16 protein-coding genes are annotated in these 22,404 nt (G+C 72.1%); 8 read left to right on the top strand and 8 right to left on the bottom strand.

Annotated elements, in window-relative coordinates; genetic code table 11:
* Positions 1-37 precede the first annotated feature (37 nt).
* The 4 genes from ACZ5VC_RS19935 to ACZ5VC_RS19920 all read right to left on the bottom strand — a co-directional run bounded on the left by ACZ5VC_RS19935 (position 38) and on the right by ACZ5VC_RS19920 (position 6,314).
* The gene (locus ACZ5VC_RS19935) at positions 38-1,747 is read right to left on the bottom strand and encodes an LCP family protein (RefSeq protein ID WP_469121351.1); all 1,710 of its coding nucleotides are present in this window, start codon (positions 1,745-1,747) and stop codon (positions 38-40) included.
* A gap of 51 nt (positions 1,748-1,798) precedes the next feature.
* Entirely contained in the window at positions 1,799-3,526 is a 1,728-nt protein-coding gene (locus tag ACZ5VC_RS19930) for an LCP family protein (RefSeq protein WP_469121350.1), read from the bottom strand.
* Positions 3,527-3,771: 245 nt separating this feature from the next.
* The gene (locus ACZ5VC_RS19925; protein ID WP_469121349.1) at positions 3,772-5,388 is read right to left on the bottom strand and encodes an LCP family protein; all 1,617 of its coding nucleotides are present in this window, start codon (positions 5,386-5,388) and stop codon (positions 3,772-3,774) included.
* A 173-nt stretch (positions 5,389-5,561) separates the two neighbouring features.
* Positions 5,562-6,314, bottom strand: a complete 753-nt coding sequence (locus tag ACZ5VC_RS19920) for a TIGR03089 family protein (RefSeq protein WP_469121348.1) — start codon at positions 6,312-6,314, stop codon at positions 5,562-5,564.
* A 137-nt stretch (positions 6,315-6,451) separates the two neighbouring features.
* Here ACZ5VC_RS19920 and ACZ5VC_RS19915 point away from each other — a divergent pair, with 137 nt between their 5' ends.
* The 3 genes from ACZ5VC_RS19915 (at position 6,452) to ACZ5VC_RS19905 (ending at position 10,085) form a co-directional block, all read left to right on the top strand.
* The gene (locus ACZ5VC_RS19915; protein WP_469121347.1) at positions 6,452-7,780 is read left to right on the top strand and encodes a peptidoglycan recognition protein family protein; all 1,329 of its coding nucleotides are present in this window, start codon (positions 6,452-6,454) and stop codon (positions 7,778-7,780) included.
* A gap of 103 nt (positions 7,781-7,883) precedes the next feature.
* Positions 7,884-8,966 carry a mannose-1-phosphate guanylyltransferase gene (gene manB / locus ACZ5VC_RS19910; protein WP_469121346.1) on the top strand — a complete coding sequence of 361 codons (1,083 nt, stop codon included), beginning with the start codon at positions 7,884-7,886 and terminating at the stop codon, positions 8,964-8,966.
* A 123-nt stretch (positions 8,967-9,089) separates the two neighbouring features.
* Complete coding sequence (locus ACZ5VC_RS19905) at positions 9,090-10,085, top strand: DNA-3-methyladenine glycosylase family protein (protein WP_469121345.1); 996 nt, start codon at positions 9,090-9,092, stop codon at positions 10,083-10,085.
* A gap of 60 nt (positions 10,086-10,145) precedes the next feature.
* Here the strand turns inward: ACZ5VC_RS19905 and ACZ5VC_RS19900 are convergent, their stop codons facing one another.
* The 3 genes from ACZ5VC_RS19900 to ACZ5VC_RS19890 form a co-directional block, all read right to left on the bottom strand.
* Entirely contained in the window at positions 10,146-11,501 is a 1,356-nt protein-coding gene (locus ACZ5VC_RS19900) for a coenzyme F420-0:L-glutamate ligase (RefSeq protein WP_469121720.1), read from the bottom strand.
* 32 nt (positions 11,502-11,533) lie between these two features.
* A complete protein-coding gene (cofD, locus tag ACZ5VC_RS19895) occupies positions 11,534-12,490 on the bottom strand; it encodes a 2-phospho-L-lactate transferase (RefSeq protein ID WP_469121344.1) in 957 nt (318 codons plus the stop codon).
* A 142-nt stretch (positions 12,491-12,632) separates the two neighbouring features.
* A complete protein-coding gene (locus tag ACZ5VC_RS19890) occupies positions 12,633-13,136 on the bottom strand; it encodes a cysteine dioxygenase (protein ID WP_469121343.1) in 504 nt (167 codons plus the stop codon).
* A 687-nt stretch (positions 13,137-13,823) separates the two neighbouring features.
* Here ACZ5VC_RS19890 and ACZ5VC_RS19885 point away from each other — a divergent pair.
* The 3 genes from ACZ5VC_RS19885 (at position 13,824) to ACZ5VC_RS19875 (ending at position 19,553) form a co-directional block, all read left to right on the top strand.
* Positions 13,824-14,087 (top strand): WhiB family transcriptional regulator, encoded by a 264-nt coding sequence (locus tag ACZ5VC_RS19885; protein ID WP_015033978.1) that lies wholly within the window; start codon positions 13,824-13,826, stop codon positions 14,085-14,087.
* A gap of 223 nt (positions 14,088-14,310) precedes the next feature.
* Positions 14,311-18,024: a glycosyltransferase family 2 protein gene (locus ACZ5VC_RS19880; protein WP_469121342.1), complete on the top strand. Its 3,714-nt coding sequence runs from the start codon at positions 14,311-14,313 to the stop codon at positions 18,022-18,024.
* Positions 18,021-19,553, top strand: a complete 1,533-nt coding sequence (locus ACZ5VC_RS19875) for a DUF5719 family protein (RefSeq protein ID WP_469121341.1) — start codon at positions 18,021-18,023, stop codon at positions 19,551-19,553. The genes ACZ5VC_RS19880 and ACZ5VC_RS19875 overlap by 4 nt, the downstream gene beginning before the upstream one ends.
* 87 nt (positions 19,554-19,640) lie before the next feature.
* Here the strand turns inward: ACZ5VC_RS19875 and ACZ5VC_RS19870 are convergent, their stop codons facing one another.
* Positions 19,641-20,069, bottom strand: coding sequence for a metallopeptidase family protein (locus tag ACZ5VC_RS19870; protein WP_468714603.1), 429 nt, complete (start codon positions 20,067-20,069; stop codon positions 19,641-19,643).
* 262 nt (positions 20,070-20,331) lie between these two features.
* Here ACZ5VC_RS19870 and ACZ5VC_RS19865 point away from each other — a divergent pair, with 262 nt between their 5' ends.
* Both ACZ5VC_RS19865 and ACZ5VC_RS19860 read left to right on the top strand, forming a co-directional pair.
* Positions 20,332-20,757, top strand: a complete 426-nt coding sequence (locus ACZ5VC_RS19865; RefSeq protein ID WP_468714605.1) for a DUF3499 domain-containing protein — start codon at positions 20,332-20,334, stop codon at positions 20,755-20,757.
* A gap of 108 nt (positions 20,758-20,865) precedes the next feature.
* Positions 20,866-22,233 carry a phosphomannomutase/phosphoglucomutase gene (locus tag ACZ5VC_RS19860; protein WP_469121340.1) on the top strand — a complete coding sequence of 456 codons (1,368 nt, stop codon included), beginning with the start codon at positions 20,866-20,868 and terminating at the stop codon, positions 22,231-22,233.
* Positions 22,234-22,404: the final 171 nt, after the last annotated feature.

Below are 22,404 nucleotides of genomic sequence, written 5' to 3'. Positions count from 1 at the left end.
GCACCGGGCGGCCTCCTTCGTTCGCGGGGGACGGGGGTCAGTCCTTCCCGTCCCAGCGGTAGGCCTTGTACACCGGCATGCAGCCCTCGTCGGCGGCGTTCATGGCGTCCGCGTTCTCGGGAATGTCGCCCGCGTCGACCTTCGGCTTGGCGAACGAGGTGCCCTCGCGCCAGTCGGCGCCGATGACCAGCGTCAGCCCCTCCGCCTTGGCGTCGGCCTTGACCGCCGTCGGCGGCAGACCGACGGCCGTCGCCACGGACAGCGCGTCCGCCTTGCCCTGCGCGCCGCTCGCCGCCGGATAGCGGAGCACGGTGTCCTTGCGCGGCTCGGCGCCCTTCGAGGCGCCGGCCTTGGTGTAACCGACGCCCCGGAGCGTCTGCGCGATCCCATTGGCCCGGCCGCTCACGGACGGCTCACCGTCGCCGGCCGTGCCGTTGACCACCGTGATGCCGAGCGTGTTCGGCGGGGCGGCGGCCGGGCCGGTTGCCTGGACCGTGGGACTTGGCTTGGCGTCGGCCGGCTTCCCGTTGTTGTCGAAGGCGACGTCGCCGCGGAGCATCGACCAGAGCTTGTCCGCGTCCTTCTTCACCGGCACCAGACGGTTCTCGTCCTTGACCCACTCGACGGTCGGCATGGTCGTCATGGTGATGCGGTTGGTCGGGACGTCCTTGAGCTGCATGGCCACGTCGAAGAGGCCCTTGACCGAGCCGATCTCCTCGGAGACCTGGAGTGCCTTGGTGCCCGCCTCGGCGAGGTCCATCAGCCGGCCGCTGTCGGTGAAGACACTCTGCGCCTTGAGCGTGCGGATCATCGAGTTCATGTACATGTGCTGGGCCTTGGCCCGGCCCTGGTCGTTGAAGAACGCGTGCCGGGTGCGCAGCCACTTCAGCGCGTCCTCGCCCTTGACGATGTTGTCGCCGGCCGGGAGCTTGAGGCCCGAACCGCCCTCGACCCGGCGCGTCGGCCGGTCCCAGACACCGTGCTCCACACACACCTTCACACCGCCGACGGCGTCCGCCATCGACACCACACCCGCGAAGTCGATCATCATCCAGTGATCGACGTAGACGCCGGTGATGCTCTCCCAGGTGGTGAGCGTGCAGCCGGGACCGCCGCGTTGCAGCGTCTCGTTGATGGGGGAGTAGGAGGCGCGGTACGTCTCGCCCTTGTCGTCCTTGCACTCGGGGACGTTCACCATGGTGTCGCGCGGGATGCTGACGACCGAGGCGTTCTTGCGGTCGGCGGAGATGTGCAGCAGCATCTGCACGTCGGCGAGGGGCTTCTGGCCCACCGAATCCCGGCTGCCGCCGAGCTTGAGGTTCTCCGGCTTGTTCCGGCTGTCGGAACCGATCAGCAGGATGTTCAGCGCGCTTCCGGCGCCCCCCGAGGCCTTCTTCACCCCGCTCTCGCCGCCGCTGCGCCCGCCACTGCGGATGTTGCTGTTCAGGTGCTGGATGTAGAGGTAACCGGCGCCCGCCGTACCGAGTATCAGCACCGCGAGCACGATGGCTATCCAGCGGAATATCCGCCGCTTGCCGGTCTTGGCACGCTTGCGCGGGCCGCCGCGGCGGTGACCCGTGCCACCGCCGCCACTGCCCTTCCCGCCGTCGCCGCCGCCCGAACCGGGCCGCGGCGCCGGTATGTCCGAGTCCGCTCCGTCGGCGTACAGACTCTCGTCCCAGCCGAGTTCGCGGGCGCGCGAAACGCGACGACGCGTTCCCTCCCCGCGCACGCTGCTCTGTCCCACCCCAGGGTCCCCCTGTCGTTCAGGCGCGCCGAGCGATCCGGTGTATCCGGATCACTTGGCGCATACCTGCTTGTCTGCTTCCACCTTCTGCACACCTTCCGGCGCCTTCGCCGGTCCGGTGATGGGCACCCCCGCGCCCTTGAAGTCCGCTCCGAGCGTCAGCGTCATCGCCTGAAGTCCCTCGGCGTCCTTGGTGCCCGGCTTGAGAGCCGTGGCCGGCAGACCCATCATGTCCGCGAGCTTGCGGGCCTGATCGGCCTGGTTGGGTGCGTACACGAGCATGGTCTTCGCCGCCTTCTCGGGGGCGTTGCTCTTGTTCGTGGACTTGGGCACGCCCTGCTCGTTCTGCAGCCAGTTGATCGTCGACTGCGCCGCGCCCTGGATACCGCTGCCGTTGTAGACATCGACCCGCACGGCGGACGCCTCGGCCCGCGCGCCCGTGAGAAGGGCGGACTGGGCGTTCTTGGCGTCCTGTTCCTTCTTCTTCACCTCCGTGAGCGAGGTGTCGTTCTGCATCATCCCGAAGAGCTGCGGCGCCTTCACCGGGTCGGGCACGACCGTCACGGGCCTGGGCTCGTTCGGGTTGTCGATGACGGGCAGCGTCGCGAACGTGATGTTCTTGGCGTCGATCTTCCCGAGCTCCTGGGCGAGGGCGGTGAGCTTCTTGATGCTCCCTATCCCCGAGTCCACCGTCAGCGCCTTGGTCGCGGCGTCGGCGAGACCGTACAGCTTCGTGGGGCTCGTCAGCGTCTCGTTGGACTTCATCTGCCGGATCATCGAACTCAGGAACTGCTGCTGGACCTTGATCCGGTCGAGGTCGCTCTTGTTGCCGAAGCTGGAGCGGGTACGGACGAAGGCCAGCGCCTGCTCGCCCTCGATCGTGGACTCACCGGCCGGCAGTTCGAGGTGCGACTTCTTGTCCTTGACGGGCTTCGCGAGGCAGACCTTGACGCCGCCGACGGCAGTGGTCAGCTCCTTGACGGCGTTGAAGTCGGCCATCATGAAGTGGTCGACGGTGAGTCCGGTGATCTCCTTGACCGTACGCATGGTGCAGCCCGGGTCGCGGCCGGACTGGCCGAGGCTCTCGTTGAAGCGGGTCTGACGAGAACCCTGGATGACCTTGGTGCCGTCCGGCGTCTTCGTCTCGCAGTCCGGAATGTCCGTGATCAGGTCGCGCGGGATGGACAGCGCGGTCGCGTTCGTCCGGTCCTTGGAGACGTGGAAGAGGATCGTGGTGTCCGCGTGGCCCGGGCTGTTCTTGTCGCCGTAGCCGCCGTTGCCGTCGCCGGTGCGCCGGTCCGTGCCGATCACCAGGACGTTGACCGGCTGGTCCTTCTTGAAGCCACCACTGCCCGCACCCGCGACGTCGACGGTCTTGATGTTCCCGTTGAAGTGCTCGTAGAGGGCGTATGCGCCGACGGCGCCGGCCACGACCACGAAGGCCATGACCCCGCCGGTCCACATCAGCGCCTTCTTCTTGCGGGACGTCTCCGGCTTCCGCTTGCGTCGGCCCGCGCCGGGCGGCGTGCCGTCATGACCGCCCGCCGGGCGGCGCCTGCGCTGGCCGGGGACTTCGGCGGAGCGGCTCCGGCCGCCGGGGACATCGGCGGTTCTGCCGCGGCCGGTGGCCCGGGAGGTGCCGGCTCCCCGGGGGCGTGAGGCGGACGACCGCTCAGCGGATTGGTCCAGTCGCAGTTCGTAACTGCCAGTCTGCGGGTTGAGTACCCACTGGTCGGCGGGGTCGATCTCGTCCGCCCGTCCACGGCTGTGCGCGTCCACGGTTGCTTGAGTCCTCCGTCGGTGCCACGCGAGGCGCCTCCCCCGTCAGGCGCTCGGTCTTACGATCCTCAGAGTGCGCGACCTGACGGTCTGAGCACCGGATCGCGTCACACTATCCGCCCAGTTCAGCGCGGGGCGACGTCCGTGACAAATTCCACGCTCCTTACAACCGGGCAATCCGCCCAAACCTCATACATCGGGGGTCTCGCCTTGGGTATCGCTTTACCCGCGAGCCTCACACGGGCTCAAGAGCACAGGCCGCTCGCCGCGTTCGTACCGGAATAGGTGGGAGCCGGGGAACGGCTCGGACCCGGATCGTCCGGCCTCTCGTCGCCCCCGTCCGCGCTCCCGTCGCTCTCCCCCGTCCCTTCGTCCGTGCTCGGCGCGGCCGGGCCGGGGCTGCGGCCGGTACCCGTCGTCGCGCCGCCGTCGGTGGAGACGACGAGCGGCGCGTCCTCGCGCAGCCGCTTGAAAAGGGCCGCGGCCTCGGGCTGGACGAGCTGGTCGCGGTTGGTGTCGTACGCGTACGGCTGCCGTGGAACCGTAAGGAACTGCACCTTTTCGGTCGGTACGTTCCGCATGGAGCGGGCGAGATCGTAGAGATCCTTGAGGGAGTCGAGACCCGCGTCCGTCGTGATCGCCTTGGTCGCCGCGTCCAGTACCGGGTACAGCCGCGTCGGGTTGAGCAGCACACCATTGCTCTGCACCTTGTTGACCAGCGCCCCGAGGAACTGCTGCTGGCGCTCCATCCGCTCGGTGTCGCTGCCGTCGCCCAGGGACTTGCGCGCCCGCACGAACCCCAGCGCCTGCTCACCGCGCAGGACATGGCGGCCGGCGGACAGCTTCAGATGGGCGTCGTCGTCGTCGATCGGCTCCTTGAGGCAGACCTCCACGCCGTCGACCGCGTCGACCATCTTCTTGAAGCCACGGAAGTCGATCACCATGTGGTGGTCGATACGGATGCCGGTCATCCGCTCCAGGGTGCGGATCGTGCACGCCGCTCCGCCGAACTCGAAGGCCCAGTTGAACTGGACGGACTGCGCACGGCTGCGCGAGCCGTCGGAGGTCCGGCAACTGGGCACGTCCGACATCAGGTCGCGGGGGACGGACATCGCGGTCGCGCTGCGCCGGTCGGCGGCGAGGTGCAGCAGGATCGTGGTGTCGGAGTGCTGGGTGCCGCGGTCGCGGCCGTACTTGGCGTTCCCCCTGCCGCTACGGGTGTCGGAGCCGATGAGCAGGATGTTCTGCGCGCCCCTCACGGCGGGGACGGGGCGCTCCTTCTCGTACCGCTCCAACTCGGCGGCGGCGCTGGTGTCGGTGGTGATGTTGTTGTCGAGTTTGCGGTAGAGCCACCAGCCGGTACCGGCTCCCGCGAGAAGGACGACGGAGGCGCCGAGGGCGGTCCAACGCAGCCAGCGGCGCCAGCGGTAGGGGGATTCACCGCCCGATACCTCTGATGCATCCGATGCGTCTGATGAGTCCGATGTGTCGGGGTCGGAATCCGGGTGGGGGCCGGGGGTCGGGTCGGCGTCATGCGCCTCGTCGCCGTTGCCGCCCTCGTCGCCGTCGTCCGCGTCCGTGCCCGCGGAGTCGTCAGGGCCGCCGGGGTCTTCGTCCGAGCCCTCCGCGTCTTCGCCGGAATCATCCGAATCGTCCTCGTCCTCCACACCATCAGATGCCTTCGGATCGTCCAGCTCATCGGCCCCGTCCGGCTCGTCCGGCTCGTCCTCTTCCCCCGTCCCGTCCGTCGCCTCGTCACTCTTCGGCGGTTCCGGTGCCTTCGCTCCGCCCGACGTGCCGACCGGTGGCTCGTCTTCCGCCGAGGAGTCCGGTTCGGCGGGCGTGCCAGCACTGTCCGTCACGTTCTGAGTCCGTCCTTCAAGGCGTCGCCGGGTACGTACCGCCGATCATGTACCGGAGGTGACGCCCGGGCCCCGGGACTCGGCAGTCGATTGCGCCGGACGGGTGGACTTCAAGCCGCTTGCCCCCGTGCTTGTCACACGGGGTGGTCACGTGCCGTGATCACCTGCCGTGATCACCCCGCGGTGTGGGTGACCCGCTCGCTCTCGATCCGCTTCTGCAGGCCCTCGGGGGACAGCTGGTCCAGGTTCCGGCACAGCACCACGGACGCCCCGGCGGCCAGTGGCGCGTACAGCCCGGAGGACAGCCCCTCCCAGGTGTCGTACGGCAGTCCCGACAGCAGCCGCGAGCCGGGCTCCAGGCCCAGGGCCCGCGCGTCGGAGCGGGCCCGGTCGACGAGTTCGGCGCCCGTCAGCTCCGCACCGCCGACCGAGAGCGCGGGAGAGTCCGCGTCCATCGGCGCGTACGGCGCGAAGCGGTCACCCTGGCTGGGGACCTCGACGGCGTAGTCGGCGTATCCGGCGGGCGGGGCGGGGAAGCGTCCGCCCAGCGGGCGCAGCGCCAGCGCGACCCGCTCACCGGAGCAGGCCAGCCCCTCGTCGAGCCGGTCCGGTCCGGCGACCACGAGATCGGCGCCGGCCGGGTCGCCGCCGGCCTCCGCCGTCACCCCGACGGACGCGCAGGCGAGCAGCCAGACGGCGGTCTGCCAGTGCGCGGGCAGCAGCAGCGCGAGCCGGTCGCCGGGCTCGGCCGAGAGGTCGCCCTGGAGCAGATTGGCGGTCTTGGCCACCCAATTGGCGAAGGTGGCGACGGACAATTCCACGCGCTCACCGGTGGCGTCGTCGTAGAAGGTGACCAAGGGGCGGGCCGGGTCCGCGGTGAGCGCGGATCGCAGCAGGTCGGCGGGGGTACGGTCGCTGGCGTTCACCCGCGCAACAGTACGCCGGGGCCCCGCGGACGTGCCGCCGTACCGGTGATGCCGTCCTCCGGTCGGACCGACACCCCGTCAGTTCTCCGTCGTCCTCCCGGGAGGCGGAAGAAGGGGGCCCGGCCGACTATCGCTCCATGCGTGCCTCACTAGCTTCAGCCATCGGCGTCGCGTGCACCGCCGCCCTCGTTCTCCCGCTCTCGCTGCCCGCCACCGCGGCCACGCCCGCCGTCGCGGAGGCGGACGCGGTACCGGGCTCGACGCAGTCGCTCCCGCTCGCCCCCCTCGGCTCGAACCGCGCCGCCGGGGCCGCCCAGCAGGGCCTGCCCCAGCGGGACGTCAGACCGTTCTCGCTGGTCGGCGTCGTCTGGGACGACGCGAGGGCCGAGCTCCACGGCACGGTCCAGGTCCGTACGCGCGCCACCAAGGGCGGTGTCTGGTCCGGCTGGCAGGCCGTGGAGACCCACAACGACGAGCATTCCGCCGACCCGGGCACCCCCGAGGGCGAGTCGGCCACGGTCCGCGGCTCCACCGCCCCGCTGTGGGTCGGCGACTCCAACGCGGTCGAGGTCCGCGTCCAGGCGGACGGGTCCGACCGCACCGGAGGCGGACTGCTCCCGAGCGGACTGCGGCTCGAACTGGTCGATCCGGGACCGACTCCCGAGGGCGACGGCCCCGGCCTCACGGCGGGAGCCGCCTCGGACGACGCGGACCGCGCCCCCACGAGCCCCCAGATGACGGCGGCGGACGCCGCCACGTCGGCGGTCAACGCGGACCTCGCCCCCCTCGGCGCCACCCACATCCCCGCCCTCTCGAAGGCGGCGACGGAGGCCGGCCTCGTGGGCTTCGGCAAGCCGTACATCGGACCGCGCCCGCGGATCGTCACCCGCAAGGGCTGGGGCGCGGACGAGAGCCTGCGCCAGCGGAACTTCGTCTACACGAAGTCCGTGAAGGCCGCCTTCGTGCACCACACCGTCACCGGCAACGGATACACATGCAAGCAGGCACCCTCCGTCCTGCGCGGTATCTACCGCTACCACGTCAAGAGCAGCGGATGGCGTGACCTCGGCTACAACTTCGCCGTCGACAAGTGCGGAAACATCTACGAGGGCCGCGCGGGCGGTGTGTCCAAGGCGGTACTGGGCGCGCATACGCGCGGCTTCAACAGCAACAGCATGGGCATCGCCGTCCTCGGTACCTACAGCAGCAAGTCACCGCCCGCGGCGGTGGTCAACTCCCTCGCCAGGCTGACCGCTTGGAAGCTGGGGCTGTACGGAGTCAACCCCCGCGGCACCACGTATCTGACGTCGGGCGGGGGCAACTTGTACAAGAAGGGCAAGAAGGTCAGGCTCAACGTCATTTCCGGCCACCGGGACGGATTCGCGACGGCGTGCCCCGGAGGCCGGCTCTACAGCAAGCTCGGCACGGCCAGGGCCACATCCGCGCAGTACCAGGGGCGCGGCTGATGGAGTGGGCTCGGGAAGCGCCGGGGCGTCTCATACACTGGCCGGTCACATCGGTCATACGACCGACCATCGACCGGCCCCAGCAGGAAGCAGAGACGACAAGGTGACTGAAGCGATCCTCCTGGTCGGTGGCAAGGGCACGCGGCTGCGGCCGCTGACGGTGAACACGCCGAAGCCGATGGTCCACGCGGCAGGCGTGCCTTTCCTCACGCATCAGCTGGCGCGGGCGAGAGCGGCGGGCATCGAGCACATCGTGCTCGCCACCTCCTATCTGGCCGAGGTGTTCGAACCTCACTTCGGCGACGGCTCCGCGCTGGGGCTGCACCTGGAGTACGTCACCGAGCGGGAGCCGCTCGGCACCGGCGGCGCGATCCGCAATGTCGCCTCCCGGCTCCACTCGGGCCCCGAGGACCCCGTACTGATCTTCAACGGGGACATCCTCACCGGCCTGGACATCCGGGCGCTGGTGGCCACGCACCAGGAGTCCGGCGCGGACGTCTCCCTCCACCTGACCCGCGTCGAGGACCCGAGGGCCTTCGGCCTGGTCCCCACGGACGCGACGGGCCGGGTGACGGCGTTCCTGGAGAAGCCCCAAACGCCGGAGGAGATCGTCACCGACCAGATCAACGCGGGGGCGTACGTCTTCCGGCGCTCCGTGATCGACACGATCCCCGAGGGCCGCCCGGTCTCGGTCGAGCGGGAGACCTTCCCCGACCTGCTGGCCTCCGGAGCGCATCTGCAGGGCATGGTCGACTCCACGTACTGGCTGGACCTCGGCACCCCGCAGGCGTTCGTCCGGGGCTCCGCCGATCTGGTTCTGGGCCTGGCCCCGTCCCCGGCGGTCCCGGGGCGCTGCGGTGACCGGCTCGTCCTGCCGACGGCCTCCGTCGCCCCGGACGCCAAGCTCACCGGCGGCACGGTCGTCGGCGAGGGCGCGACCGTGGAGGCGGGCGCGCGGATCAGCGGCAGCACGATCCTGGCCGGCGCGATCGTGGAGGCGGGCGCGGTGATCACGGACTCCCTGATCGGCGCGGGCGCCCGGGTCGGCGCCCGCACGGTCGTGACCGGGGCGGTCATCGGCGACGGCGCGCAGGTGGGCGCGGACAACGAGCTCCGTGAGGGCGTCCGGGTGTGGTGCGACGCGACGCTCGCGCCGGGGGCGCTGCGGTTCTCCTCGGACCAGTAGGACGGCTTTCCCGCGCGTGTGCGGGGGCGGGGTCCGGCCCGGGGCAAGAGGCCGCGGGGCCGGTGGGCCAGGGGCCGAGGGTCCGGCCCCGGCGCCGGGTCGGCGAAGGCATACCCTCATTACGTGTCCGGCCGCTACGCTCCCCGTCCCTCCCGCACCACGGTGCGCGGTGGCCATGTCGTCGTACCCGCTCCCCGGGCGGCCGCACCGGCCCCCGCTCAGGTCCGCCGCTGGACACCCCCGGCCCCCTTGGACCTCGGCCTCACACTCGGACCCCTGCGCCGGGGCCCCGGTGACCCCACCTTCCGTACGACCCCCGACGGCTCCGTCTGGCGGTCCGCCCGTACGCCCGCCGGGCCCGGCACTCTCCGGGTCGCCCTGCGCGGCGGCGAGGCCGAGGCCGAGGCCTGGGGTCCGGGCGCCGACTGGCTGCTCACCCAGCTCCCCGAGCTGCTCGGGGTGTTGGACGATCCGGATGCCTTCGAGCCCCGCCATCGGCTGCTCGCCGAAACCCACCGCCGCCGCCCCGGGCTGCGGCTCGTCCGCACCGGCCTGGTCCTGGAGTCGCTGATCCCGTCCATCCTGGAGCAGAAGGTCACCACGGACGAGGCGTACCGCGCCTGGCGGCTGCTGGTACGGAAGTACGGGGAGCCGGCCCCAGGTCCGGCCGAGCGGATGCACGTCATGCCGGACGCCCGCACCTGGTCGATGATCCCCTCCTGGGAGTGGCACCGCGCCGGCGTCGACAACAAGCGCGCCTCGACGGTGCTGCGCGCCGTCAAGGTCGCCCGCCGGATGGAGGAGGCGGCCGGCATGGAGCCCGAACAGGCCCAGGCACGCCTGGAGTTGATTCCCGGCATCGGCCCGTGGACCTCCGCCGAGACGGTCCAGCGCAGCAATGGCGCCCCGGACGCGGTGTCGGTCGGCGACTACCACCTCCCGAGCATCGTGGGGTACGCGCTCGGCGGCGACCGCACCGCCGACGACGCGGCGATGCTGAAGCTCCTGGAGCCGTACGAGGGCCAGCGCCACCGCGCGGCGCGGCTGATCCTCCTCAGCGGCCGCACCCCACCCCGCCGGGCGCCCAGAATGACCCCGGGCAACATCGCGGCCCTGTAGCCGAGCCGAGCCGGTACGGCCACGGGCTCCGGCCCCGCCTCCGTCAGGCCTGGGACCGCCCTACCGGACCTCGACGAAGTCCTCCGCCGCCCGCGCCGGCCGCTCCTTCGGCGGCGCCGCCGCGTGCCCGACCGCCACCGCGCCCATCGGATCCCAGTCGTCCGGCAGGCCGAGCACCTCGCGGACGACCTCGCGGCAGAACATCGTCGAGGACACCCACGCCGAGCCGAGGCGCTCACCGGCCAGGGCCACCAGGAAGTTCTGCACGCCCGCCCCGGCCGCGACCACGAACATCTCGCGCTCGGCGGCGTCCCGGCGCGGGTCGCCGTAGTGGTGCGAGCCGTCCATCACCAGGCAGGGCACCGCGAGGTACGGCGCGTCGCGCAGCACATCGCCCCGCTTCACGCGCTTCGCGACGGACTCCTCCGACTTGCCGTCGCGCCGCAGGTCGGCGATCCACGCGTCCCGCATCGCGTCAAGCAGCCGGGTGCGCGCCCCGGCCGATTCGAGCAGGACGAAACGCCACGGGGTGGTGTGGTGCGGCGCGGGCGCCGTGACGGCCGCGGCGACGGCCCGCCGGACCGCGCCCCCGTCCACCGGCTCGTCGGTGAACGCGCGGACCGTACGCCGCTGGGTCACCGCTTCCCGTACCGCCTCCGAGGTCCCGAGCCGGAACATGTCGTCGGCGGCCACGCGCACCAGCGCCCGCGCGCCGTCCTCACCGCCCGCTTCGGTGCCCACCAGATGCGGGAGCCCCCGGACCACCGCGACCGGCAGCCCCCGGGCCTTGCCCTTCACCAGGTCGCCCGCGGCGGCCAGTTCGTCGGCGGTGGCGACGACGGTCGCGCTCAGCGGATTGCCGTACGTGTCCGTGCCACCGCGCAGATCGTCCAGGACGCGCACGCCCGCCGCGCCGATCGCGACATCGGTGAGCCCGGTGCGCCAGGGCCTTCCGAAGGTGTCCGTGACGACGACGCCCACGTCCACGCCGAGCGTGTCCCGCAGCCCCTCGCGTATCGCGCGGGCCGAGGCGTCCGGATCCTCGGGCAGCAACAGCACTGTCCCGGAAGGGGTGTTGGAGGCGTCGACGCCGGCCGCGGCCATCACCAGGCCCTGCCGGTTCTCGACGATCCGCAGCGTGCCGCGCCGCGCGACGACCCGCACGGTCTCGGCGTCTATCGCCGCCTCGCGGTCGTCGGCGGCGACGATCCGGCCCTCCGCCTTGCTGACGATCTTGGAGGTGACGAGCAGGACGTCACCGTCGACGAGCCCGGGCTCGGTTGCCGCGATCAGCTTGGCGAGACTGTCTCCGGCACGCACCTCGGGCAGCCCGCCCAGCGCCCAGACCCGGTACGAGGCCGGGGCGCCCGCCCTCGCGCCGGACCCACTGTCCGGGGCCCCGACCGCGTCCCCGATCCCGGAGTCCCGCGGCGCGTCGCCGTCCCCGCTCACGCGCGGACCTCCTCCGCCAGCGCCAGAGCCTCACGCGCCATCGCCGCCGTGGCCTCGAGGTCGGTCATCATCAGCGGTACGGCCCGGCAGCGGATGCCCGCCGCCTCGACCTCGTCCACGACGCCGGCGTCGACCGTGTCGACGAGCCAGCCGTCGAGCAGCCCCGACCCGTAGTGCGCGGCGACGGCGGCCGCCGTCGACTCGACCCCCACGGCGGCCAGCACCTTGTCGGCCATTCCGCGCACCGGCACGTCACCCACGATCGGGGAGAGGCCGACGACCGGCACCCCGGCTTCGGCGATGGCCTCGCGGATGCCCGGCACAGCGAGGATCGTGCCGACGCTGACGACCGGGTTGGACGGGGGGAAGAGGATGACATCGGCGGAGGCGAGCGCCTCCAGCACTCCCGGCGCGGGCTTCGCCTGTTCGGCCCCGACGGGCACGACCGCCTGCGCCGCCACGGACGCCCGCAGCTTCACCCAGTACTCCTGGAAGTGCACGGCCTTCCGCTCGCCGTCCACATCGATCGCGACATGCGTCTCGACGCGGTCGTCGGTCATCGGCAGCAGCCGCACACCCGGCTTCCAGCGCGCGCACAGCGCTTCGGTGACGGCGCTGAGCGGATAGCCCGCGCCGATCATCTGCGTACGGACGATATGGGTGGCGAAGTCGCGGTCGCCGAGACCGAACCACTCGGGGCCCACGCCGTAGGCGGCGAGCTCCTCCTTCACCTGGAAGGTCTCGTCCGCGCGCCCCCATCCCTGCTCCTCGTTGATGCCGCCGCCGAGGGTGTACATCACCGTGTCGAGGTCGGGGCAGACCTTCAGCCCGAACAGATGGATGTCGTCACCGGTGTTGCCGATGACGGTGATGTCCGCGTCGGGGGCGGCGGACTTCAGACCACGGAGGAAGCGGGCACCACCGATGCCGCCGGCAAGAACCACAATGCGCATACAAACAGTGTGTCAGGCGCAGCCTGATCATTTGAGGGGTGGTGGTCGGGTGACGGGTGGGGGTGTCAGGCGCAGCCTGATCGTTTGAGGGGTGGTGGTCGGGTGGCGGGTGGCGCAGCTCGATCGCCCGGGCGGTGGTCGGTCAGGCCCGCACGACGTCCTGGGCCGCGGGGGCGGCGCACCGGGCCGAGTGCATCGGCATCTCGGTCAGGCCCGGGTAGTAGACGTGCAGGCTCACGGCCGGTTCGAGCGAGTCGTTGACGACCTCGTGGACGTAGCCGGGCGCGAAGACGCGCTGGGCGCCCTCGCCGAGCGCCCGGTGCCCGCGCTCCGTACGCTCCGTCAGTTCGCCCTGGAGGACGGTGAGTACGCCGGACGACTGCCCGTGGTCGTGGACGCCGCTGCTCTGCCCCGGCACCCAGGACAGCAGCCAGATCTCGTATCCGGGGCCGGTGCGCAGCCGGTGGTACCAGCGGGCGGTGGCGTCGTACTGGACGAGCGGGGCCCACTGGGAGCGGTCGGCGGCGAGGGAGCGGGCGAGGCCGGCGAACTCGGCCACGGTGGCGGGGTGCTGCTTGGCCGGCTGGAGGAGGTGCTGGACCTCGAGGATGTCGCCGGCGATCTGAAGGTCGCTGTCGCTGTTCATGGGGTGCGGTGGTTCCTCAGCAGAAACAGAAGTGCAGTGCGGGGGGTCGCAAACAAGGAAGACGCTGGAGCGCTGTGGCTTTGAGTCCTGGGCCCTGACGGACGGGGGAGAAGCTCAGAAGCGCATCAACAGCTGGAACAGCAACAGTGAGCCTGGACAGCACTGCGGAACCCACGGGTGCGGGTCGCGAGGGGCGCTGAGGTCACTGGCATGCAATCAAGGTGCCGGGCGGGGTACCCGACTGTCAACCCAATGCCTGATTTGGCGGCAATGTTTCACCTCATCCGGTTACTGCGACAGGAGAAAGGTTTGTGCAGCGGGAGCCCGGGACACATGGCGCATCAACCGCGCCCACAAACGCCGTTGTGCACCCGTGACCGGACTGTGATCCGGATCGCTTCCGTGGCTCGATCGCAACAAGATCAGAGTTTCGGACGTCCTCCCCTTCGGAGGCTTGGACGGGCGTCCGGCGGGAAGGGGGGCGGAGCAGGCCGATGGCATGTGTCACCTTTTTGATGATTTGAACACTTTCCGCATAGCCTTGGTTCCGCAGAGTGAATACCGGGCGCAATAGCAGATCCCGGCTTGACTCTCACGGAGCGACGAACTTGTAATTTCACTCGTGTCGTTCAGCCGAAATCGGTAGCGGCAACATCACGGGGACGCAAAGACGGACGAGGGGCGCACATGACCGAGTTGTTCCAGGAACTGCTGGTCGAGGACGCGGACGAGGAACTCGGCTGGCAGGAGCGCGCTCTGTGCGCCCAGACCGACCCCGAGTCCTTCTTCCCCGAGAAGGGCGGCTCGACCCGAGAGGCCAAGAAGGTCTGCCTCGCCTGTGAAGTCCGCTCCGAATGCCTCGAGTACGCCCTTCAGAACGACGAGAGATTCGGAATCTGGGGCGGTCTGTCCGAGCGTGAACGCCGTCGTCTGAAGAAGGCCGCCGTCTGACCAGCGCGCGACCGAACCGCACACCTGTCGTTGCAGAACGGTCCGCCGCCTGTGCCTGTCCACGGGCGGCGGACCGCTTTCATGCCCGCCCGTATCCCGGCCGCCGCCGCTCATCCAGGCGCTTCGCGCCTCGGCGCTTTTCCCTACCGTTAGGGTGGGGCCCCGTCCGAGACGCTCCCACGCCCCCCGCGGGCGACCCCCCGGCCGGAGGGCCCGTACCTCGATGTCCGCCACCACGCCAGCGTTTGCTCCCGCCCAGCCGCCCGAGTACCCGCGACACGTCGTCACCGCCGTGCTCGTCTCCCACGACGGTGCCCGCTGGCTGCCCGACGCCCTCGCCGGACTCCTCGGCCAGGAACGACCCGTGCAGAACGTCGTCGCCGCCGACACCGGCAGCGCCGACGACTCCGCGCGACTGGTCACCGAGGCCATCGGTGACGAGCGGGTCCTGCACCTCGCGCGGCGGACCGGATTCGGCGCCGCCGTCGACGAGGCCGCCCGGACCGCCCCCGTCCTCGGCCCCGACGACCTTCCCTATCTGAAGCGGCCCAGCGGCTGGGACCCGGTCAGCAGGAGTTGGCGCGACGACGCCTACGACATGCCCGAACTGCCGCACGGCGAGCCCGTGCAGTGGCTCTGGCTGCTCCACGACGACTGCGCCCCCGCGCCCGACGCCCTCGCCGAACTCCTGCGCGTCGCCGACTCGGACGCGTACGCCGCCGTCATCGGCCCCAAGCTGCGCGGCTGGTACGACCGCAAGCAGCTCCTGGAAGCCGGCGTCTCCATCGCCCGAAGCGGCCGGCGCTGGACCGGACTCGACCGCCGCGAACAGGACCAGGGCCAGCACGACCAGGTCCGACCGGTCCTGTCCGTCTCCTCCGCCGGCATGCTCATCCGCCGTGACGTCTTCGAGGAACTGGGCGGCTTCGACCGCCGCCTGCCCCTCATGCGCGACGACGTCGACCTGTGCTGGCGCGCCCACTCCGCCGGCCACCGCGTCCTCGTCGCCCCCGACGCCGTCCTGCGCCACGCCGAGGCCTCCGCCCGCGAACGGCGCACCGTCGACTGCGCGGGCCGCTCGGTCACCAACCCGCATCGCGTCGACAAGGCCGGCGCCGTCTACACCCTGCTGGCCAACACCCGCGGGATCACCCTCCCGTATGTACTGCTCCGGCTCATCCTCGGCACCCTGCTGCGCACCGTCGCCTACCTCGTCGGCAAGGCACCCGGCCAGGCCGTCGACGAAGTCATGGGCCTGTTCGGCACGTTGCTGCGGCCCGAGCGGATCATCGCCGCCCGCCGCAGGCGCGCCAGGCCCGCCGTACCGGCGAGCGACCTGCGCCCGCTCTTCCCGCCGCCCGGCGCCACCGTCCGCGCCACCGTCGAACAGATCGCCTCCAACTTCGGCGGCTCGGACGCCGAATCGGGCGGCTCACGCCACGGTGTCATCGAGTCGGGACCCGGCGGCGACGAAGCCGACTTCCTGGAGATCGAGCAGTTCGCACGGCTGAAGAAGATCGCCCGGAAGCCCGGCCCGGTGCTCTTCGCCCTGCTGCTCCTCGTCTCCGTCGTCGCCTGCCGCGGACTGCTGGGCGGCGGCTCGCTCGCCGGCGGCGCCCTGCTGCCGGCGCCCGACGACGTCTCCGGCCTGTGGAGCCGCTACGCCGACGGCTGGCACCCCATCGGGACCGGCGGCACCCAGTCCGCCCCGCCCTACCTCGCGGTGCTCGCCGGCCTCTCCGGGCTCTTCCTCGGATCCACCGGCTTCGCGCTCACCCTGCTGCTCGTCTGCTCGGTGCCGCTCGCCGGCCTGGCCGCGTACTTCGCCTCGCGCTCCCTCGTCGAGTCCCGGCTGCTGCGCGCCTGGGGCGCCATCGCCTACGCGTTCCTGCCCGCCGCCACCGGCGCGCTGGCCACCGGCCGCCTCGGCACCGCCGTCCTCGCCATCCTGCTCCCGCTGATCGCCCGCGCCGCGGTCGCCGCCCACGGGCTGCGCGGCGAGGGACGCGGCAGCTGGCGCGCCACCTGGGCCTACGCCTTCCTGCTGACCTTCACGATGGCGTTCACGCCGATCGTCTGGCCGCTCGCCGTCGTCCTCGGCCTCGCCGTCCTCGTGCTGCGCCGCGACGACCTCACCGCCTACGGACTGCGCTTCGTCGCCGCCGTCGGCACCCCGCTGCTCGTCCTCGCGCCCTGGTCCCTCTCGGTGCTGACCAGCCCCTCCGCGTTCCTGCGCGAAGCCGGCCTGGAGTTCGGTACGGGCACGGCCTCCGCTCTCGACCTCCTCGGCATCAGCCCCGGCGGCCCCAAGGCGGCCGGCGGCCTGCTGCTCATCGGCCTGGTCCTGGCGGCGCTCGCCGCCCTGCTGCGCGGCGAGCGCCAGTTCGCCGTCCGCGTCGCCTGGGCCGTGGCCCTGACCGGCCTGGTCTTCGCGGTCCTCGCCAACGGATCGGGCTGGGCGGGACCGGCGACCCTCGTCTACGGCATCGCGCTCATCGCCGCCGGCATGCTCGGCGCCGAGGGCGGCCGCACCCGCGTCGCCGCCCAGAGCTTCGGCTGGCGCCAGCCCGTCGCCGCGCTGATCGCCCTCGCGTCGGCCGTCGGCCCGCTGCTGGCCGCCGCCGGCTGGATGATCGACGGCGCGGCCGGCCCACTGGACCGGCGCGACCCCGTACAGGTCCCGGCGTTCGTCGCCGAGGAGAGCGGCACCCGCGACCAGCCCCGCACCCTCGTCCTCGGCGGCAGCTCGCCCGCCACCGTCTCCTACAGCCTGGTCCGGGGCTCGGGCGCCCGCCTCGGCGACGCCGAACTGGCCGCCACCGGAGGCAGCGACCCGCGCCTCGACAAGGTCGTCGCCAACCTGGTGGCCGGCTCCGGCGCCGACCAGACCGAGCAGCTCAGCGGCTTCGCGATCCGTTACGTCCTCGTACGCGACGGGGCGCCGCGCCAGATGAGCCGCGTCCTCGACGCCACACCCGGCCTCAGCCGGCTCAGCCAGCTCGACGGCAGCGCCCTGTGGCGCGTCGACCGCCAGGTCGCCCGGGCCACCGTGGTCCCGCCCGCCGCCACCGGAAGCGACGCCAAGGGCGAACCGCTGCCCGTCGCGTCCGAGGCCGTCGAGGCGCACACCACCGTCCCGGCGGGCCCCGCCGGCCGGATCCTGCGCATCGCCGACCGGGCCGACGACGGCTGGCAGGCCACCCTCGACGGCAAGGAACTCAAGAAGACCACCGTCGACGGCTGGGCCCAGGGCTTCGAACTGCCCGCGAACGGCGGCCGGCTCGACCTCACCTTCGACGAGCCCCTCACCCACACGGTGTGGATCTGGACCCAGAGCGCCCTGGCCGTCGTCCTGCTCGTCCTGGCCCTGCCCGGCCGGCGCCGCGAGATCGACGACGACCTGCCGGAGGAGGAGACCGTCATCCCGGCGCAGGCCCTGGAGGGCGACGGACGCCGCGCCCGCAGGCTCCGCGCGGCCGCCGAGGCCGAAGCGGCGGCCGAGACGGCCGACGCCGCGCAGGAAGCGGCCGGGACGGCGGCCCGTGACGCCGATCCGTACGCCCAGCCGCAGACCCAGCAGCCGTACGCGGACATTCCCCAGCAGCAGCCGTACGGCGAGTGGGACGGCCGGTACACCGACGGTGGCCAGTACGGCGAGAGCCCGCAGGGCCAGACCGCTGACCAGGGCCAGGGCCAGTACCAGCAGGAGTACGCGCAGTACGACCCGAACCAGCCCCAGTACCAGCAGCAGTACCCGCAGTACGACCCGAACCAGCAGCAGTACCCGGCGGACGCCTACCGGTACCAGCAGGGCCAGTACGACGCGCAGTACGACCCCTACGGCTACGGACAGCAGCAACAGCCGTACGAGCCGCAGCAGCCCTACGCCGACGGCCACGAGACCGAGCAGCGTCCCGACGGGAGCAGCAACCAGTGAAGCGCACCACCCTCTCCCTGATCGCGGCCGCCACGGCCCTCGCGGCCGTCACCGGCGCGGCCGCCCTGACCGCGCCCGACGCCGGCCCCGCCGCCGGGGCGAAGGCCCCCGCGCGTCTGCCCGTCGAGCGGTCCAGCCTGCTGTGCCCCGCGCCCAGCACGTCGGAGCTCGCCGAGACGGTGTACACGTCCTTCACCCCGGCGGGGGAGAAGGCGTCCGGCCAGGGCGTGGAGGCGGCCAAGGCCGCCAAGGCCGAACTGAAGCCGGTCACCAAGACCCTGGCCGACCCGGACGCCACCAAGAAAAAGGCCGACAAGGCGCCCGCGGCCGACAAGCCCGTCGTCACCCTCACCCAGCCCGGCAAGCCCGTCACGGCCGCGGCGAACGGGGGCGAGGTCCCGGCCCTCGTCGGCTCGGCCACCGGTCCGCTCGCCCCCGGCTGGACGACCCAGCAGACGACCACCCAGTCCGCGGGCGGCGCACGCGGACTGCTCGGCCTCAGCTGCACCGCACCCGACACCGACTTCTGGTTCCCGGGCGCCTCCACCGCCAAAGAGCGCCAGGACTACGTCCACCTCACCAACCCCGACGACACGGCGGCGGTCGCGGACATCGAGCTGTACGGCCCGGACGGCGTCATCAAGTCCTCGCTGACCGAGGGCATCCCGGTGCCGGCCCGCTCCAGCGTCCCCGTGCTGCTCTCCACCCTCACGGCGGCCCCCGCGGCTGCCGATGTGACCGTCCATGTCACCACCCGCTCCGGCCGGGTGGGCGCGGTGGTCCGTGCCGCCGACGACAAGACCGGCAGCGACTGGCTGCCCGCCTCGGCCGACCCGGCGGGCTCGCTGGTCCTGCCCGGCATCCCGGCGGACGCCACCTCCGTGCGGCTGATCGCGTACGCGCCCGGCGACGACGACGCCGACGTGAAGATCCGCCTCGCCGGCGCGACCGGCACGATCACCCCGGCCGGCCATGAGTCGCTGCACGTCAAGTCGGGGATGACCGCCTCCGTCGACCTCCGGGACGTCACCCGGGGCGAGGCCGGCTCCCTGCTGCTCACCCCGGCGCAGAGCGGACACGCCACCCCGGTGGTGGCCGCGCTGCGCGTGGTCCGCGGCACCGGCGCCAAGCAGGAGATCGCCTTCATCCCGGCCACCACACCGGTCGGCGCCCGCTCCGGCGTCGCCGACAACCGCGCCACCGGCTCGACCCTTTCCCTGACCGCGCCCGGTGCGACCGCGCAGGTCAAGGTCACGGCGTCGGCGGGCAGCCAGGCGGGTACGGCGACCAGCAAGACGTTCACGGTCAAGGGCGGGACGACGATGGCCTTCACCCCGCCGGTCCCGGCCGGGCTCAAGGGCTCGTACGCGCTGACCGTGGAGACCCTTTCGGGCGGCCCGGTGCACGCGGCGCGCACGCTGGCCGTGCCGCGCGAGGGCATCCCGATGTTCACCGTCCAGACGCTGTCGGACGACAGGGGAACGGTCGAGGTGCCGACGGCGAAGCAGGACCTGACGGTGCTCGACTAGTAGGGCCTGTCACCTGGATTCAGCCGGAGCACGGCAACATCCGGCAGAGCAGGCCCGCCTGACCGGCCTGATCCCAAAGACAGACCTCTATGTGTCGCCGTACCGGGGATCGACCGACTCGGGGGAGAGCCCGAGGAGCTCGGCGACCTGCTCGACGACGACCTCGTGGATCAGCAGCGCCCGCTCATCGCGGTTCTTGGAGCGGATTTCGACCGGCCGCCGGTAGACCACGACGCGCGCGGGCGTCTCCTTCTCGGCCGGCACCGCGCTGCCGAGCGGCACGGAGTCGTCGCGGGTCTGCGGCACCTCCATGACCACGAACTCCACATCGGCCAGCTGAGGCCAGTGCCGCTCCAGGCGTTCCACCGAGTCCTGCACCAGATCACGGAAGGACTCCGCCCGGCTGGCCGACAGTGGCACCTGGGGCGGGGCGACGGGCCCGCGCATACCGCGGCCGTGGCGGTCGCGGCGGCGCGGCCGTGGCTCGTTCGGGCGGGGCGGCACAGGAGTGTCCATCACTGACGCAGCGTAGCTCTCCGCGCGGCGCCCCAGCCGCCCCCAGGCGTATGTCGCAAGTTGAACATTCCGACCGGGCCCGGGCCCGATTCTCTGCGCCTCCGCGACCGTCTCCCTGGCGTTCATTGACCGGATTCCTACCGGTCGATGTCCGGATCGCTCACCGCCCCCGTCGGTGTTCCCCTCCTCCCACGCAGGTCAGGCCAGTTGCCCGGAGAGCACCCGTGGCGGAGCTCACACCGCGACACGGTGGAGTGACGTGGTGGAGAGTCGTCGCGGCCCGCTCAAGAGTGCGGTACCGTCCAACGTCGTGAGCCCTGTACGTCGCTGTTCGCGCACCGCGTGCGGCCGCCCTGCCGTCGCGACACTGACGTACGTCTATGCCGACTCGACTGCGGTCCTCGGCCCGCTCGCCACCTACGCCGAGCCCCACTGCTACGACCTCTGTGCCGAGCACAGTGAGCGCCTGACCGCGCCCCGTGGCTGGGAGGTCGTGCGGCTGACCGACGGCTCGGCCCCCTCCCGCCCCAGCGGCGACGATCTCGAGGCCCTCGCCAACGCGGTGCGCGAAGCGGCCAGACCGCAGGAGCGCGCGGCGGAGGCCGGAGGCAAGGGCGGCCGCGGCGGCAGCCCGGTCGAGGCCGGACGCCGAGGCCATCTGCGCGTCCTGCGCTCCCCCGACTCCTGACCCGCCCGGTCCGTCCGGCGTCCCCTGCGGATCCGGGCCGCCCCTTGCGCATGCTCCCGTCTACGGACGGGTAGTTTGGGCGGTCCGAGACTTCAGGAGGGTTGGGCCGTGGCTGCTGATCTGTCACAGATCGTGAAGGCGTACGACGTCCGCGGAGTGGTGCCGGATCAGTGGGACGAGGCGCTGGCGGAGCTGTTCGGCGCGGCGTTCGTCCGGGTGACCGGCGCCGACGCGATCGTCGTCGGACACGACATGCGACCGTCGTCGCCCGGGCTGTCGGGCGCCTTCGCACGTGGCGCGGCCCGCCTCGGCGCGGACGTCACCCTGATCGGGCTCTGCTCCAGCGACCAGCTGTACTACGCCTCCGGGGATCTGGACCTCCCGGGTGCCATGTTCACCGCCTCGCACAACCCGGCGCAGTACAACGGCATCAAGATGTGCCGCGCGGGCGCGAAGCCGGTCGGCCAGGATTCCGGCCTCGCCGAGATCCGCGAGCTCGTCGAGTCCTGGTCCGAGACCGGCGCGCCCGAGGCGGCGGCCACGCCCGGCAAGGTGACCGAGCGCGACACGCTGGCCGGATACGCGGCGCACCTCAAGTCCCTCGTCGAGGTGGCGGACATCCGCCCCCTGAAGGTGGTCGTGGACGCCGGCAACGGCATGGGCGGCCACACCGTCCCCACCGTCTTCGAGGGCCTGCCGCTGGACCTCGTACCGATGTACTTCGAGCTCGACGGCACGTTCCCGAACCACGAGGCCAACCCGCTGGACCCGAAGAACATCGTGGACCTGCAGGCCCGTGTGGTCGCCGAGGGCGCCGACATCGGCCTCGCCTTCGACGGCGACGCCGACCGCTGCTTCGTCGTCGACGAGCGGGGCGAGGGCGTCTCCCCGTCCGCGATCACCGCGCTGGTGGCGGCGCGCGAGCTGGCCAAGCACCCCGGCGGCACGGTCATCCACAACCTGATCACCTCGTCGACCGTGCCCGAGGTCGTCCGCGAGAACGGCGGCACGCCCGTACGGACCCGGGTCGGCCACTCCTTCATCAAGGACGAGATGGCCCGCACCGGGGCGATCTTCGGCGGCGAGCACTCCGCGCACTACTACTTCCGCGACTTCTGGAACGCGGACACCGGCATGCTGGCCGCCCTCCACGTCCTGGCTGCCCTGGGTGGCCAGGACGGCCCCCTGTCGGCCCTGGTCTCCGCGTACGACCGCTACGCCGCCTCGGGCGAGATCAACTCCACCGTCACCGACCAGGCCGACCGCATGACGGCGGTCCGCGAGGCCTTCGCGTCCCGCGAGGGCGTCACGACGGACGAGCTGGACGGCCTCACGGTCAAGGCGGAGGACTGGTGGTTCAACCTGCGCCCGTCCAACACCGAGCCCCTGCTGCGCCTGAACGTCGAGGCCGTGGACGAGCCGACGATGTCCGCGCTGCGCGACGAGGTCCTGGCCCTGGTGCGGGCGACCTCCTGAGGACCGGGAGCCGGGTGGCGACGGCCGGGGGCAAGGAGGCCGACCGGCCGCTGGGGGGGGGGGGGGGGGGGGGGGGGGGCCCCCCCCCCCCCCCCCCCGGGGACCCCCACCCCCACTGGGCCCCCCCCCCCACCCCCCCCCCCCCCCCCCCCCCGTCAGATTCGCCTTCCC

This window comes from Streptomyces sp. NPDC033174 (assembly GCF_055577795.1).
The sequence above is the reverse complement of the archived record's forward strand: the minus strand, read 5'-3'. Positions and strand labels throughout refer to the sequence as shown.

Coding starts and splice junctions, on each gene's coding strand:
- ACZ5VC_RS19915 (WP_469121347.1), top strand. CDS start 6,452: ATGCGTGCCTCACTAGCTTCAGCCATCGGCGTCGCGTGCACCGCCGCC.
- cofD (WP_469121344.1), bottom strand. CDS start 12,490: ATGCGCATTGTGGTTCTTGCCGGCGGCATCGGTGGTGCCCGCTTCCTC.
- ACZ5VC_RS19890 (WP_469121343.1), bottom strand. CDS start 13,136: ATGAACAGCGACAGCGACCTTCAGATCGCCGGCGACATCCTCGAGGTC.
- ACZ5VC_RS19885 (WP_015033978.1), top strand. CDS start 13,824: ATGACCGAGTTGTTCCAGGAACTGCTGGTCGAGGACGCGGACGAGGAA.
- ACZ5VC_RS19880 (WP_469121342.1), top strand. CDS start 14,311: ATGTCCGCCACCACGCCAGCGTTTGCTCCCGCCCAGCCGCCCGAGTAC.
- ACZ5VC_RS19870 (WP_468714603.1), bottom strand. CDS start 20,069: ATGGACACTCCTGTGCCGCCCCGCCCGAACGAGCCACGGCCGCGCCGC.